The sequence below is a fragment of the Clostridium saccharoperbutylacetonicum N1-4(HMT) genome, from assembly GCF_000340885.1.
GTDB lineage: Bacteria > Bacillota > Clostridia > Clostridiales > Clostridiaceae > Clostridium > Clostridium saccharoperbutylacetonicum.
This window is the reverse complement of record NC_020291.1, coordinates 6167308-6183670: the sequence shown is the minus strand read 5'-3', so window position 1 is coordinate 6183670 and position 16363 is coordinate 6167308. Positions and strand designations below refer to the sequence as shown.

The following is a 16363-nucleotide window of genomic DNA, read 5'->3' as shown; positions in this document are numbered from 1 at the left end:
TAATTAGTGGAAACTTAAAATAAAGTTTTAATAAATATTAAGTAAATTAAGGAGAGGGTAAGATGAAAAATTCAGTATTAAAAGAATACAGTATAATAACACTAGGGATAATATTGGTTGCATTTGCAATAGAGTACTTTTATGCTCCTAATAATATCGCTGCTGGTGGAGTTACAGGAATAGCAATCATTTTAAATGCAGTTTTTCCTAACCTATCAATAGGAGTAGTTACTTTAGTTCTTAATGTTGTCTTGTTTGTAGTTGCATTTATGTTTATAGATGGAAAATTTGGAATAAAAACAATTTATGCCAGTTTGGGATTGTCGTTAATAATATGGGGAATTGAAAAGTTTTTGAATCCATTTGCAATTACTAATGATTTAATGATAGCCACTATTTTTGGTGCATTAATTTCAGCCGTTGGAATGGCGCTTGTATTTAACGAAAATGCATCAACTGGAGGAACTGATATTTTAGCTAAAATATTAAATGTGTTTTTTCATTTAGATATTGGAAAATCTTTGTTAGCTGTTGATTTTTTAATAACTCTTGCAAGTATATTTGTATTTGGAGTTAATGTGGCTTTATATTCTATGCTAAGTATAATATTACTTGGAATAATTGTAGACAGGTTAATTGAAGGATTTAATGTTTGTAAAAGTGTATTTATTATTAGTAAAAATAGTTATGAAATAAGCAAATATATTATTGATACCTTAGAACGTGGATGCACATTTTTAAGTGGAGTAGGAGCATATACTGGAAAAGATATTAATGTCCTTTATGCAGTTATTAGTCGAAATGAATTTATAAAATTGAAAAAGTTTATTAAAGAAACTGATCCAGAAGCCTTTATAACAGTTGGAGAAGTACATGAGGTATTGGGAGAAGGATTTAATGATATAAGACAATACTAATTTGTCAATAAATACCGTTATATTTAATAAATTTGTATAACATTAACGAGTATTCTTATGTTATAATTATTTTTGTAGGTTTTGCAATAAATTTGCAAAATATACGATAAAGATAAGTTTAAGGTGGAGTATTGTAAACTGGTTGAAATTACTTTTATACCCATAATTTGGTATAAGAGCTGATAAATAATCTCTTCAGTTAATAGCCAGGTAACTAGAAACACTGGGCAGGAGAAAAAAGGAGTGTTAGAATATGATTCAATTTAGAGGGATATCTAAAATTTACGATAATAATGTAAAAGCTTTATCAGATGTTAATGTTGAAATAGAAGCAGGGGAATTTGTATTTTTAGTTGGGCCAAGTGGATCTGGAAAATCCACATTTATAAAAATGATTTTAAAAGAAGTTGAACCTACAAATGGAAAAATAATTGTTGGAGAGAAAGATTTATCAACAATTACTAGGAAACAAATTCCATATTATAGAAGAAAAATAGGAATGGTATTCCAAGATTTTAGATTAATACAAACTCTTAATGTATATGAAAATGTTGCATTTGCTATGAGAGTAGTTGAGGCGTCTCCAAAAGAAATTAGAAGACGGGTTCCAATGGTATTATCTTTAGTTGGATTATCTCATAAGTATAAAATGTTTCCGAATGAGTTGTCAGGAGGAGAACAACAAAGAGTTTCTTTAGCAAGAGCATTAGTGAACAATCCAACAGTTTTAATTGCGGACGAACCTACTGGTAATTTAGATCCAGATACAGCGAGAGAAATAATGTCATTATTAGAAGATATAAACAAAGCTGGTACAACTATCTTAATGGCTACTCATGCTAAGGAAATTGTTGATTATATGAAAAAAAGAGTTATAGCTATTGAAAAAGGAGAAATAGTAAGAGACGAGAAAAGAGGTAAGTACGAAGATGAAAATTAATACTATTACGCATTTTATTAAGGATGCATTTATAAGTTTGAAAAGAAATAAAACTATCAGCATTGCTTCAGTAATTACTGTTCTTATAACTTTTTTTGTTCTAGGAATATTTTTATTGATAGCTAACAATATAAATAATGGAATTAATACAGTTCAAAATAAAGTAGAACTAAAGGTATATTTAAAAGATGATATAAAGCTTATTGATCAAAGAGAAATTGAAATTAAATTAAGAAAAATTGAAGGCGTAAAAGATATAGTTTATCAATCTAAGGATGATGAATTTAGGAATTTCCAAAATACCACAAATAATAATGAAGGATTATTAAAGGGATATACACTTCAAAATAATCCATTTAATGCATCATATACAGTAAAATTAGAAGCACCAGAATATGCTTCGAATGTAAGTGAAGGAATAAAGGATTTTCAAGGAGTTGAAAGTATTGAAAATCAACAAGCCTTAGTAGATAAAATTGTTGGTGTAGTAAAAGGAATAAGAATAGTTGGATTTGGATTATTTGTAATATTAGTAGGAGTTTCGCTTTTCTTGATAATGAATACAACAAAGTTAACTGTATACTCAAGAAGAAGAGAAGTTGGAATTATGAAATTTGTAGGGGCTACGGATTGGTTTATTAGATGGCCATTTGTTATAGAAGGTATGGTAATTGGATTAGTAGGAGCAATGTTAGCATGTGGAGCATTATTTTTTGCATACAACGGTTTAATTAATTGGGCTTCTTCACAATTGGCCTATATAAGTCTTGTACCAACAGCTTACATATTGGCATCTTTATCATGGCAATTTGCACTTGGTGGAATTGTTGTTGGTGGAGTTGCAAGTATAATTGCATTAAGAAAATTTTTAGAGGTATAATTTTTGCAAATAAGTATAAAGATAAATATAATGAGATGAATTAATAAAATCTAACACCATAAAATCGTGGGGTTCTACATAATAATCCACTAAGTCTATGAAGATACTCATTGGGATTATATGTATAATGCATATGAAAGGAAGTCTTTATAGGTGAAGGAATCAAAAAGATATATATTTGCAAACAAAAAAGAAAGAAGAAAATTAGGATTAATTCCAGTAACACTTTTTTTAGTAGTAATAATGTTAGCTGCATTTTTATCAGGAAACTATATAGCAACTAAAGGCATATTTTTAGTGAATATGCCATCTCAAGATGTTGTGAGTGCTGCAAAGCAAATTAATGATAAAAGCAAGTATTCAGCACTTTTTACAGTTAGAGATACTCTTTTGGAGAAGTATGATGGAGAAATTGATGATAATAAATTACTCGTAGGTGCAATTAAAGGAATGACAAATTCATTAGGAGATCCATATACAGTATTTAAAACTCCTGAAGAATTTCAAGCATTAATTAAAGAAAGTAATGGAAATGTAACACATATAGGTATTACTGTAGCTGCAAAAGATCAACAACTAGTAGTTGTAGAAACTGTCAAGGGTGGACCAGCAGATAAAGCAGGAATAATTGCAAATGATGTGATTGAAAAAGTCAATGATGTTGAAGTGTCAGGGAATGATATTGATAAGGCGGTTGCTTTAATTTCTACCTCTAATGATACTGGTGTAAAATTGACAATCAAAAGAGCTAATGCTGGAGAAATTGAGATAAAATTAGTAGGTGATACAGTAAAAACTGAACCAGTAATAGGAAATATGTTAAATGAATCAATAGGATATATAAGAATAAAGACTTTTAATGATGAAAATACAGCTGACAATTTCAAAAATACTATTGATCAGTTGAAAAGTCAGGGAATGAAAGGCTTAATATTAGATTTGAGAGAAAATCCTGGTGGTTTATTATCACAAGCAGTAAAGGTTGCATCGCAGTTTATTCCAAAGGATAAAATAATAACTTATACAATTGATAAATATGATAATAGGTATGATTCTTTGTCAATTGGAGGTGATGCAGAAGGAATGCCACTAGTGCTATTGGTTAATAAAAATAGTGCAAGTGCATCTGAAGTTGTAACAGGAGCACTTAGGGATTATAAGGCTGCAACATTGGTAGGAAAGACTACATTTGGAAAAGGGATAACTCAATTACCAATTCAGCTTAAAGATAACATTGGCGGCCTTAAAGTGACGATTTCAAAGTATTATACACCCAATGGTGAAAATATTCATAATATAGGAATTAAACCTGATTTCGAAGTCGAAACGGCTGTGGGTATAGATGAAACCGGATATGATAAAAATACAGATGAACAATTGAAAACAGCGATTCAAAAAATAGAGGAAAAATTGCAGTAGGGGGGATAAAATGAGTTTATTAATATATACATTGCGAAATGTAGCTGGTGCTATAGTTACGCCCCCATTAGTTTTTTTATTAATTTCTTTAATGATAGTATTGTATTTGAAGAATAAAAAAGTAGTATCTATGCAAAAAATGATTTTAGGAGGTAGTGTAAATTCACTTGTTGAACTTACGCTATCTCAACTTGTTTTAGGGATTATAGGGGGATGTATCGGAAGTTTGATTCTTACAAGCCTAGGAGTAGTATTTAGTGATAATTCAGGAATATCTTATCTCTTTATGATATCTATATTATTAGCATTTATTAAGCCAAGGTTAATATGCTTTTCTTATTCGGGAGCTATTTTGGGATTTGTGAGTATTATTATTAAGGTACTTAATATAGCGGTACCACAATCTTCACAGATTTTAAAACTAGATATTGATATACTTTATTTAATACTTCTTGTAGGGGTATTTCATATTGTAGAGGGTGTGTTAGTAATGATAGATGGAGATAGAGGAGCAGTTCCAGTATTTACAAATAGGAATGGTAAAATTTTGGGCGGATACGCACTTAGAAGATATTGGGTGCTGCCTATAGCTATAATGATTGCAGTGAATATTGACAGATCGACTTCAAGTTATACAACAGAATTAATACAAAATCCTAATTGGTGGCCGTCAATTAAATCACCTTCAGCACTTGCATTGTTAGCAAGCAGTGTAGTTTCAATATTTCCTTTTTACACAATATTAGGATATTCTTCAGTTACTTTTACAAAGACTAAAAGAGGAAAGGCAATATCATCAGGGGTGCACATATTAATTTATGGATTAATTTTGATAGCCGCATCTCAAATTACTAGGATTGGGATTGTGGGAGAAATGTTAGTACTAGCTTTCATGCCAACTGCCCATGAATTTATGTTAAAGCGTCAAGTAAGGAATGAAGAAAGAGGAGTACCTAAGTTTGTAAGTGATAGTGAAGGCTTAGTGGTTTTAGAAATTTCAACAGATTCTAAGATGAAAGAGTATGGAATTGATATTGAAAGTAAAGTTTTATCTATAAATGATAAGATCATCAATTCTGAGACAGAAGTTTACGCAATTATAAAGGAAAATTTATATAATACTATAATGAAAATTAAAGATTCTAGTGGTGTAATAAAAGATATTAATTTTAGACATAATAAAAATACTAGGCTGGGAATTTTATTAGTACCCAGAAATGTAGAAAAAGAAGAAATGGTACCAATTGAAGATGATAGTTTTAATAGTGTGCTTAGCAAAATAAAAAAATCGGATAGTATAGAACACAAAAAAATAGATATAAAAGATAATAAAGAAGATGATAAAGAAAATAAATAATAAAAGTGGCTTTGCCACTTTTATTATTATATAGAAAATTAATATAACTTATTGACTTAATACTTAAGGGCAAGTAGAATATAATTATATGCGAATGCTTGTTCGAGATGGAGGCGATACATTTGGGAGAATTTAAAATACAGTCTAAATTTAAACCAACAGGAGATCAGCCACAGGCTATTGATAAGTTGGTTAACTCATTAAACAATAAACATAGAGGTCAGACATTGCTTGGAGTAACTGGATCGGGAAAAACATTTACTATGGCAAATGTAATAGAACGAGTTCAAAGACCTACTTTGATTTTAGCTCATAATAAGACTCTAGCAGCACAATTATGTTCGGAATTTAAAGAATTTTTTCCTGATAATATAGTTGAATATTTTGTTTCATATTATGATTATTATCAACCAGAAGCATATGTGCCTCAAACAGATACGTTTATTGAAAAAGATGCATCTATAAATGATGAAATTGATAAATTAAGACACTCAGCCACATCAGCACTTTTCGAAAGAAGGGATGTAATTATTGTAGCATCTGTTTCTTGTATATATGGATTAGGTAATCCAGATGAATATAAGAAATTAACCATAAGTCTTAGGACTGGAATGGAAAAAGAGAGAAATGAAGTTATTAAAGAATTAATTGAAATTCAATATGAGAGAAATGATATAGACTTTTCTAGAGGAACCTTTAGAGTTAGAGGAGATTCTTTAGATATAATTCCTGCATCCTATTCAAATAAAGGTATCAGAATCGAGTTCTTTGGGGATGAAATTGATAGAATAAGAGAATTTGATGTTTTAACTGGGACAATTATCGGAGAAAGAAATCATGTTGCTATAACTCCTGCCTCCCATTTTGCTACTTCAAGGGAAACTATCGATAAATCTATTGGTAGAATTGAAGAGGAATTAGAAGAAAGATTAAGGGAACTTAATGCTCAAGATAAGCTTTTAGAAGCACAAAGATTAAGGCAAAGGACAAACTATGACATTGAAATGATTAAAGAAATGGGATATTGTAGTGGAATTGAAAATTATTCTAGAATATTAGATGGTAGAGCGGGTGGAACTCCGCCTAAGACACTAATAGATTATTTTCCAGAAGACTTTTTAATGTTTATTGATGAAAGTCATGTAACTTTACCACAAGTTCGAGCAATGTATGCAGGAGACAGGTCTAGAAAGAATACATTAGTTGATTATGGATTTAGACTTCCGTGTGCATATGATAATCGACCTTTAAAATTTGAAGAATTTCAAGAGAAAATTAATCAAGTGGTTTTTGTAAGTGCAACTCCATCTGCCTATGAAATAGATAATTCAGAAGAAATTGCAGAACAAATTATAAGACCAACAGGATTATTGGATCCAGAAATAGTTATAAAACCAATAAAAGGTCAAATTGACGACTTGTATGGAGAAATTAATAAAACTGTAGAACGTGGATTTAGGATTTTAATAACAACTCTGACTAAGCGTATGTCAGAAGATTTAACTAAATATTTGACAGAGCTTGGTGTAAAAACTACTTATATGCATTCTGATATTGATACTATTGAAAGAATGAAAATTATAAGAGATTTGAGACTTGGAGAATATGATGTATTAGTTGGAATCAATCTTTTAAGAGAAGGGTTGGATATACCAGAGGTTGCTTTAGTTGCAATTTTAGATGCTGATAAAGAAGGCTTCTTAAGATCAGAAACTTCATTGATTCAAACAATAGGTAGGGCAGCAAGAAATTCTGAGAGTAAAGTTATAATGTATGCAGATAATATAACTAAATCTATGGATAAGGCTATGAAAGAAACAGAAAGAAGAAGAGCAATACAAAAGGAATATAATGATAAAAATGGAATTGTTCCAACTACAATAATTAAAGAGGTAAGAGAAGTAATAGAGGCAACAAAAATTGCTGAAGAAGTTGAAGAATATAAAGTTGATAATAAGAAGAAACTTAATAAAAAAGAAAAAGATAAGTTGATTAAACAACTTACAGAAGAAATGCTTTTAGCAGCTAAAAATCTTCAATTTGAAAGAGCAGCAGAGCTTAGAGATATAATAAATGAGTTGAAAGCTTAGAATTAGGAGTTAAGAGTTGAGGAAGAAGAAATTTATACAGCTCAATCAAGGTAAAAAATAAGAATGAAAAGACTGAAATCAAAAAACTGTTAACTGTAAATTGTCCACATGATACCCTAAAGGGCACAAACGGTTAACTGAATCCAGGGGGTTGTTATGAACGATAAAATAATAATTAAAGGTGCAAAAGTAAATAATTTAAAAAATGTTAGTTTGGAAATACCAAGAGATAAGCTAGTTGTATTTACAGGATTATCAGGATCAGGTAAATCTTCTTTAGCTTTTGATACATTATATGCAGAAGGGCAAAGAAGATATGTGGAATCTTTATCTTCTTATGCAAGACAATTTTTAGGGCAAATGGATAAGCCAGATGTTGAAAATATTGAAGGATTATCACCAGCAATATCAATAGACCAAAAGACTACAAGTAAAAATCCAAGATCTACTGTAGGAACAATCACAGAAATTTATGACTATTTAAGATTGTTGTATGCAAGAGTTGGAATTCCACATTGTCCAAAGTGTGGAAAGGAAATATCTAAACAGTCAGTTGATCAAATCGTTGATAAGATCATGAGCTATGGTGATAAAACAAAGCTTCAAATATTATCGCCTGTAATTAAAGGTAGAAAAGGTACTCATGAAAAAGTATTAGAAAATATAAAGAAAAATGGATTTGTAAGAGCTAGAATTGATGGAGAAATTTATGACTTAACTGAAGAAGAGGTAAAGTTAGATAAAAATAAAAAACATAATATTGAAGCTGTTATAGATAGAATTGTTATAAAAGATGGCATTGAAGGAAGACTTACGGAATCTATAGAATCATCATTAAAAATGGGAGAAGGACTAGTAATAGCAAGTGTTATTGGTGGAGAAGATACTTTGTTTAGTGAAAATTTTGCTTGTGCAGATTGTGGTATAAGTATAGATGAGTTAGCTCCTAGATTATTTTCATTTAACGCTCCATATGGAAAGTGTGATCATTGTGATGGAATTGGAACCTTGCTTGAGATAGACGAAAAGCTGGTTATACCTAATAAAGAATTAAGTATTATGGAAGGCGCTGTGGCAAGCTGGGGAAATGGTAGACTTAAAGAAGATTCTTGGACATATGCAATACTAAAGGCATTAAATAAAGAATATGGATTAGATTTAAATATGCAATTAAAAGATTTAGATAGAAAACATATTGATTTGTTACTATATGGAACAGAGGGAAAGAAACTTAAGGTTGAGTATGTTAAAGATGGAGTTAAGGCATTATACAACTATGCCTTCGAAGGTGAAATCAATGCATTAAATAGAAGATATAGAGAAAGTAATTCTGATATTATTAAGACTGAAATTGAGCAATATATGAGTAATGATCTATGTCCTAAATGTAATGGCGCTAGATTAAAAAAAGAAGTATTGGCAGTTACTGTAGGCGAGAAAAATATATATGAATTTACAAGCATGTCTATAAAAGAAGAATTAGAATTTATAAATGGAATAGAATTTTCAGAAAAGAATAAAATTATTAGTGATCAAATTGTAAGAGAAATAAAGAATAGATTAAAATTCTTATTAGATGTTGGTCTTGATTATTTAAGTTTATCAAGAAATTCTGGAACTTTATCTGGTGGTGAATCACAAAGGATAAGACTCGCTACACAAATTGGTTCAGCACTTATGGGAGTATTATATATTTTGGATGAACCTAGCATCGGGTTACACCAAAGAGATAATGATAGGTTAATAAATACTTTGAAAAATTTAAGAGACGTTGGAAATACAGTAGTTGTGGTAGAACATGATGAAGATACTATGAAAGAAGCAGATTATATAGTAGATATTGGTCCAGGTGCAGGGGAACATGGAGGAGAGGTTATTGTAGCTGGAACTATTGAAGAAGTGAAGGCTTGTGAAAAATCAATAACAGGTCAATACCTAACTGGTAAGAAATTCATAGAGACGCCAAAGATAAGAAAAAAAGGAAATGGGCAAAATATTAAAATTGTTGGTGCAAAAGAAAATAATTTAAAGAATGTAAATGTATCTATCCCACTTGGTACTTTAACAATGGTTACAGGAGTTTCAGGTTCTGGGAAAAGTACATTAGTAAATGAAATTCTCTACAAAGGCTTAAATAAGTTAGTAAACAGAAGTAAAAATCCAGTTGGAAATCACAAAGAAATAACTGGGTATGAAAACATAGATAAGATTATAGACATAAATCAAAGTCCTATAGGAAGAACACCACGTTCTAATCCTGCTACATATACAGGAACTTTTGATATAATAAGAGAACTGTTTTCACAAACTACAGAAGCTAAAATGAGAGGCTATAAACAAGGCAGATTTAGTTTCAATGTTAAAGGTGGAAGATGTGAAGCTTGTTCTGGAGATGGAATTATAAAAATTGAAATGCAGTTTTTATCAGATGTATATGTGCCTTGTGAAGTATGTAAAGGAAAAAGATACAATAGGGAAACTTTAGAAGTGAAATACAAAGGAAAGAATATAGATGATGTTCTTAATATGACAGTTGAAGAAGCATTAAGGTTTTTTGAAAACATACCTAGAATCGAAAATAAGCTAAGAACTTTAAATGATGTAGGATTAGGATATATTAGGCTAGGTCAGCCATCAACTCAATTATCTGGTGGTGAAGCTCAAAGAATAAAATTAGCATATGAATTATCAAAAAGAAGTACTGGAAAGACTTTATATATTTTAGATGAACCAACAACTGGATTGCATGTAGATGATGTAAGTAGGCTGATTGAAATTCTGCAAAGGTTAGTAGATGCAGGAAATACTGTTGTTGTTATTGAACATAATCTAGATATGATAAAATGTGCAGATTATTTAATTGATTTAGGACCAGAAGGTGGAGATAAGGGAGGTACTGTAATTAAGACAGGAACTCCAGAACAACTATGTAAAGAGAAAAAGTCATATACAGGGATATATTTAAATAAGATATTATAGTAAGAAGTAAGTATTAGATTAACAATTGTATTATGCAATTGTTAATCTAATTGTAATACTTTTTTATGTCATAGTTGTTTTTTTGTTGTATAATCATTAAGAAGGTATATAAATATTATGAAAAGTTTAAAAGTGAATTTTATATAGCAAAAAGAATTTTTCAAAACTTAAAGATTCTCTAAGAAAATCAACATTGATTTATAATTGAGTATTGAATATAGATAATTGCAATATATGCCATTATGCAGGAATAAATATTGAGGTGAATATATGAGTTTTTCGAAAATAATAGCTGGAATTTTTGGATTAGTTTTTATTGTTATACTATATGTAATAATATATTATGCATTGAAGATAATGTATAAGGATGTTAAAAATGGAGGCAAAAAAAGGCGTCCAACAGTTGTAAAAGGGAATTATGGATTAGAAATTATGAGTTCTGGAAGTGTGAAAGAGTTAAAGGAAGGTTCTATTATTCCAATTAGATCTGACTTAACCATAGGTAGAAAAGGTGATAATTTAATTGTACTGAATGAGCAACATATCTCAGGAAATCATGCTAAAATTTTAGTCAGAAACGATTCGCTGTTTTTAGAAGATTTGAATAGTACAAATGGGACTTATTTAAATGGAACAAAAATAACTGGTAAAGTGAAGTTATCAAATAAAGATGAAATAAAAATTGGAAATGTAATTTTTAAAATCTTAGGATAAAAAATGTATTATGATTAATTGGATATATAAATATAGCTATAAATAACGAGGCTCAGTATAAGATTAATTATAAAATTATATCTTTTACTGAGCCTTGCAAAAGCTAAAAGGACGTAAGTATATAATGAGGTGATATAGTTTGAAGATTAAAAAGGATGAGGTAAAGTTGTTACTTTTAACTTATCTATTATGTATGGCATTATTTACAAATCTCGCAATATTAAAAGATGATGTGGATAAAGGTGCTTTATATATGGGACTTATAGTATGTGCTTTAATAACAGCGACGCAAATCTTAATTAGAAAGTTTTATCCTCATGGTGATAAATTTTTAATTATGTTTGCATGCATATTAGCAGTAATAGGAATAGCTGTATTATATAGATTAGATACTAGTGTTGCCATTAAGCAATTAGCATGGTTCACAGGTGGAGTGATAGCATTTATTTTTCTTGTTGTGGCTATACCAGATGTGCGGGATTTTGGAAAATATGAAAAAATATATTTGATTATGACAATAGTTATAATGCCTATGGCATTGCTAGCACACCAAGAAACTTATGGAGCAACCAACTGGGTTACTATACCAGGAATAGGGGGATTTCAGCCATCTGAATTTGGAAAGATAACCTTTATATTGTACTTGGCATCAGCGTTGCAGAAATATGAAGATAAAAGCAACATAGCAGAAGATTTTAGGCAGCTTTGGAAGCCTGCATTAGTGGTAATGTATGCACTAGGTTGTTTGGTTTTACAGAAAGACTTAGGATCAGCATTAATATTTTTTGGAATAGCCTTAACAATGGTTTATCTTGCAACTGGCAAGAAGAAGTATGTTGTAATTTGTTTTGTATTGTTTGTAATAGGATCAGTAATTGCATATAATTTATTTTCACATGTAAGAGTAAGAGTTCAAGTTTGGAAAAATCCGTGGAAATATATTGACACTGGAGGATATCAAATAGTTCAAGGACTATATGCTATTTCATCTGGTGGAATGTTTGGTTCGGGTTTAGGGCAAGGATATCCTGGTTTTATACCTGTTAATACTTCAGACTTAATCTTTGCTGTAATTTGTGAAGAATTGGGAATGGTATTTGGACTTGGTATTATGATAATATATTTCTTGTTTTTCTACAGAGGAATGAGGGCAGCATTTAGAGTTAAAGATAGATTTTCTATGCTTAATACTGTAGGATTTAGTGCTATGATAGCATGTCAGGTTTTAGTTATAATCGGAGGTGTCTTTTCGGTAATACCTCTTACAGGAATTACACTGCCTCTTATAAGTTATGGAGGATCTTCGATAGTAACTATGTTTTTTGCACTTGCAATACTTCAGAAGATATCAGAGGAGGACTAAAAATTGAAGAATGTTTCAAACAGTGTAAAACAAGTAATGGTTGTTTTCTTATTTTGTTTTGTAGCACTTATATCTTATATAGCATATTTTCAAGTTTTTTTGGCTGATAATTTGGCTAATGAGCAAGGAAATAAAAGACTTTGGGCAATACGAAATGAAGTTTTAAGAGGAACGATATACGATAGAGACAAAAATCCATTAACAACAAGTTCTAGAGTAAATGCTTTAAATCAAAAGAGAACTTACGTCAATGGGGATTTATATGTTCATGCTTTAGGCTATGTTGATCCAGTTTATGGATTAGCAGGTCTAGAAGATAGTTATGATAAGGAACTAAGAACTTATAGTAAGCTTACAAATAATTTTTTGAATCTGACAAAAGACTTTAGCTTTGATAAAGTCAAAAAGATGTTTGAAAGTAGAAAAGAAGATGAAGATAAAGTGGGTAATGGGCTTATAACAACCTTAGACCCAACGCTTCAAAAAATTGCATATGATGCGCTTGGAGATAGAAAAGGGGCTGTGGTTGCATTAAATCCTAAAACAGGAGAAGTGTTAGCTATGGTATCTAAGCCAACTTATAATCCAAATGATTTGGGAAACTCAATGAAGGCAGCTAATTCAGGAAGTGCAGATGATACTCCGCTTATTAATAGAGCAACTATTGGTCTTTATCCACCAGGTTCTACTTTTAAGACAGTTACTCTTGCTAGTGCATTAGAAAATATGCCTGGAGTTACAAGTAGAACCTTTGACGATACAGGAAAAATAGTATTTAATGAGAAACAATCTTTAAGTAATGATGATGGAGAAGTAAATGGAACTATAAATTTAAAAGATGCTTATAGATTGTCTAGTAATTTTGTTTTTGGAACCTTGGCAATGGAGCTTGGAAATGATAAATTGAAAACCACAGCTGAAAACTTTGGTTTTAACAATAGTGTTGATTCAGATGGTTTTGCTATAGCAAAAAGCAATTTTCCTAAGTTGTCAAAAGCGGAGGTTGGAAATATTGCTCAATCAGGAATTGGGCAGAGCAGTATCTTAGCAACACCAATGCAAATGGCTTTGGTTGCAAGTACAGTAGCTAATGATGGCCAAATGATGGAGCCTAGACTTGTTAATCAAGTTGTAGATAAAGATGGCAATGTAATTAGAACAATTTCACCTAAAGTTAATAAGAGAGTTATTAGCGAAGCTAATGCAGCTATTATAAAGGATTATATGAAAAATCTAGTTGATTCAAAACTTGATATATGGAGTTTTTTCCAAGGGACTAATGCAGCTGGAAAGACTGGTACAGCGGATTATAATCTTAAAAATGGTGAAAGCGCTACACCTCATTCTTGGTTTATAGCCTTTGCACCTGCAAATGATCCTAAAATTGCAGTTGCTGTAATAGTGGAAAATGGTGGATATGGAGCAAGTGCAGCAGCTCCAATAGCAGGAAAACTCATAAGATCAGCGGTGCTTAAGTAATATTTTACCTCAGAGTAATTTTCTCTGAGGTATTTATGTATATGCAAAAACGTTATATTATGTATTTAAGAAAGTAAATATATAAATTAAAATTATACATACTAATTCAAGAAAATCTAAAAGAAAAGTAAGTGTACCAGAAGTGAGGAGCGAAAGTTTATATTTAATTTTTCGAACTTTTTAATTGGAGCTTGTATATTTGGAAACATGAACTTTCTCATTGAAACTTTTTTGAATATGACAATTGTTAATTGTAAGTTATTAGGCGAGGAGAAGATAGATTATATGTTTGATTTTAAAGAACAGTTAAAGATTTTGCCTGATAAACCAGGTGTTTATTTAATGAAAAACGCCCTTGGAGAGGTTATTTATGTTGGTAAGGCAAAAATATTAAAAAATAGAGTGCGACAATACTTTCAAAATTCAAAAAATCATTCAGAAAAAGTAAAAGCAATGGTTAAAAAGATTGCTGAATTTGAGTACATAGTAACAGATTCTGAGATGGAGGCTTTAATACTTGAATGTAATTTAATAAAAAAATATAGTCCTAAATATAATATTTTATTAAAGGATGATAAGTTTTATCCTTTTATAAAAATAACCGTTAATGAAGATTTTCCTAGAGTTTTTATAACTAGAAATTATGCAAAGGATGGAAATAAGTATTTTGGACCATATCCTAATGCAGGAGATGTACATGAGACGATTAATTTAATTAAAAAAATATTTTTGTTAAGGACCTGTAAGAAACTAATCACTGAAAATGGAACTCCAACAAGAGCTTGTTTAAACTATCATATAAAAAGATGTAATGCACCATGTGAAGGACGAATCTCAAAGGCTGAATACGGAAATATGATAAGTGAAATCATGGATATTTTAAGTGGCAGAGATAAGTCACTTTTAAATAAATTAAAAGAAGAAATGCAGGAAGCTTCAACTAATTTAGAATTTGAGAAAGCAGCATCCTTAAGAGATAAGATTTTAGCAATTAAAAATATAGCTGAAAAGCAAAAAGTTTTTAAATCTCAGGAAAATGATGAAGATTTTATTAATATTTATAAAGATGAAAAAGATTGCTGTATCCAGGTATTTTTCTTAAGAGATGGTAAGATTATAGGAAGGGAACATTTGATTATAGAAAATAGTGCAGATGAAGATAATAAAGTAATCATTTCGCAGTTTATTGTTTCTTTTTATGGAGGAACACCTAAAGTGCCTAAAACTATTTATATTCCAGAAAGTGATGAAATAGATACCTTAGAAGAATTTTTAAGTGTAAAACGTGGTTCGAAGGTTTTGGTTAAGGTTCCAATTAAAGGTGAAAAAAAAGAAATGCTTGAATTAGTAAAAAGCAATGCAAAAGTTACACTAGATCAATTTAAGGATAAAATATTAAGAGATAAAGCAATAAATTTAAACTCTTTAGAGCAAATACAAGAATTACTAGAACTTGATGATATTCCATTTAGAGTAGAAGCTTATGATATATCTAATATACAAGGGGTTGATTCAGTTGGTTCAATGATTGTATTTGAAGAAGGTAAAGCTAAAAATAGTGATTATAGAAGATTTAGAATAAAAACTGTAAAAAATGCTAATGACTATGATAGCATGAGAGAAATTTTAGAAAGAAGATTTTCCCATGGACTAAAGGAAATTCAAGAAATTCAACAAAAGGAACTTAAATTTTCAAATGGAAAGTTTTCTAATTTTCCAGATCTAATTATGATGGATGGTGGAAAGGGACAAGTGAATATAGCATTAGAAGTTTTAGATAAGTTAGGAATAGATATCCCTGTTTGTGGATTGGTAAAAGATGATCATCATGCAACAAGAGGTATAATTTATAATAATAACGAGCTGATAATTAATAGAAATTCTAATTTGATGCAGTTAATAAGAAGAATTCAAGATGAGGTTCACAGGTTTGCAATTACTTACCATAGAAGTTTAAGAGATAAAAGAACATTACATTCAATACTAGATGATATCCCAAATATAGGACAAAAGAGAAGGATGTCGCTTCTTATGAAATTTGGAAGTATAGATAATATTAAGAAAGCTACTTTAGAAGAACTACTTGAAACTGAATCCATTGATAATAAGGCTGCAAGCAGTATTATGGCATATTTTAAAAAACATGAACAAAGTAAATAAATTATGCTATAATAATACGGAAGAAAGTTTACTTGTATTAAGGTAATAAATAGATTATTATAACA

The 16363-nt window shown here is 30.1% G+C and carries 11 protein-coding genes; all 11 read left to right on the top strand.

The features are described from left to right. Window positions 1-62: 62 nt before the first annotated feature. The 11 genes from CSPA_RS26870 (at window position 63) to uvrC (ending at window position 16298) form a co-directional block, all read left to right on the top strand. Entirely contained in the window at window positions 63-917 is an 855-nt protein-coding gene (locus CSPA_RS26870; RefSeq protein ID WP_015395575.1) for a YitT family protein, read from the top strand. Between the two features lie 253 nt (window positions 918-1170). Next, window positions 1171-1857, top strand: coding sequence for a cell division ATP-binding protein FtsE (ftsE, locus tag CSPA_RS26865; protein WP_015395574.1), 687 nt, complete (start codon window positions 1171-1173; stop codon window positions 1855-1857). Further along, a complete protein-coding gene (ftsX, locus tag CSPA_RS26860; RefSeq protein ID WP_015395573.1) occupies window positions 1847-2737 on the top strand; it encodes a permease-like cell division protein FtsX in 891 nt (296 codons plus the stop codon). Before ftsE ends, ftsX begins: the two co-directional genes overlap by 11 nt. Window positions 2738-2890: 153 nt before the next feature. Beyond that, a complete protein-coding gene (locus tag CSPA_RS26855) occupies window positions 2891-4156 on the top strand; it encodes a S41 family peptidase (protein WP_015395572.1) in 1266 nt (421 codons plus the stop codon). Window positions 4157-4166: 10 nt separating this feature from the next. Continuing rightward, window positions 4167-5513 carry a hypothetical protein gene (locus CSPA_RS26850; protein WP_015395571.1) on the top strand — a complete coding sequence of 449 codons (1347 nt, stop codon included), beginning with the start codon at window positions 4167-4169 and terminating at the stop codon, window positions 5511-5513. 122 nt (window positions 5514-5635) lie between these two features. Then, window positions 5636-7603 carry an excinuclease ABC subunit UvrB gene (uvrB, locus tag CSPA_RS26845; RefSeq protein WP_015395570.1) on the top strand — a complete coding sequence of 656 codons (1968 nt, stop codon included), beginning with the start codon at window positions 5636-5638 and terminating at the stop codon, window positions 7601-7603. A 156-nt stretch (window positions 7604-7759) separates the two neighbouring features. Next, a complete protein-coding gene (gene uvrA / locus CSPA_RS26840; protein ID WP_015395569.1) occupies window positions 7760-10582 on the top strand; it encodes an excinuclease ABC subunit UvrA in 2823 nt (940 codons plus the stop codon). A 270-nt stretch (window positions 10583-10852) separates the two neighbouring features. Continuing rightward, on the top strand, window positions 10853-11296 hold the full coding sequence (locus CSPA_RS26835; protein WP_015395568.1) for an FHA domain-containing protein: 444 nt from the start codon (window positions 10853-10855) through the stop codon (window positions 11294-11296). 139 nt (window positions 11297-11435) lie between these two features. Continuing rightward, window positions 11436-12659 (top strand): FtsW/RodA/SpoVE family cell cycle protein, encoded by a 1224-nt coding sequence (locus CSPA_RS26830; RefSeq protein ID WP_015395567.1) that lies wholly within the window; start codon window positions 11436-11438, stop codon window positions 12657-12659. 3 nt (window positions 12660-12662) lie between these two features. Continuing rightward, window positions 12663-14138 carry a peptidoglycan D,D-transpeptidase FtsI family protein gene (locus CSPA_RS26825; RefSeq protein WP_015395566.1) on the top strand — a complete coding sequence of 492 codons (1476 nt, stop codon included), beginning with the start codon at window positions 12663-12665 and terminating at the stop codon, window positions 14136-14138. A gap of 285 nt (window positions 14139-14423) precedes the next feature. After that, window positions 14424-16298, top strand: coding sequence for an excinuclease ABC subunit UvrC (gene uvrC, locus CSPA_RS26820; protein ID WP_015395565.1), 1875 nt, complete (start codon window positions 14424-14426; stop codon window positions 16296-16298). The last annotated feature ends 65 nt before the right edge of the window (window positions 16299-16363 follow it).

What these genes read in the sequence shown, in the direction of transcription:
- uvrA (WP_015395569.1), top strand. Translation starts at nt 7,760, where the DNA reads ATGAACGATAAAATAATAATTAAAGGTGCAAAAGTAAATAATTTAAAA.
- CSPA_RS26870 (WP_015395575.1), top strand. Translation starts at nt 63, where the DNA reads ATGAAAAATTCAGTATTAAAAGAATACAGTATAATAACACTAGGGATA.
- ftsE (WP_015395574.1), top strand. Translation starts at nt 1,171, where the DNA reads ATGATTCAATTTAGAGGGATATCTAAAATTTACGATAATAATGTAAAA.
- ftsX (WP_015395573.1), top strand. Translation starts at nt 1,847, where the DNA reads ATGAAAATTAATACTATTACGCATTTTATTAAGGATGCATTTATAAGT.
- CSPA_RS26835 (WP_015395568.1), top strand. Translation starts at nt 10,853, where the DNA reads ATGAGTTTTTCGAAAATAATAGCTGGAATTTTTGGATTAGTTTTTATT.
- CSPA_RS26850 (WP_015395571.1), top strand. Translation starts at nt 4,167, where the DNA reads ATGAGTTTATTAATATATACATTGCGAAATGTAGCTGGTGCTATAGTT.
- uvrC (WP_015395565.1), top strand. Translation starts at nt 14,424, where the DNA reads ATGTTTGATTTTAAAGAACAGTTAAAGATTTTGCCTGATAAACCAGGT.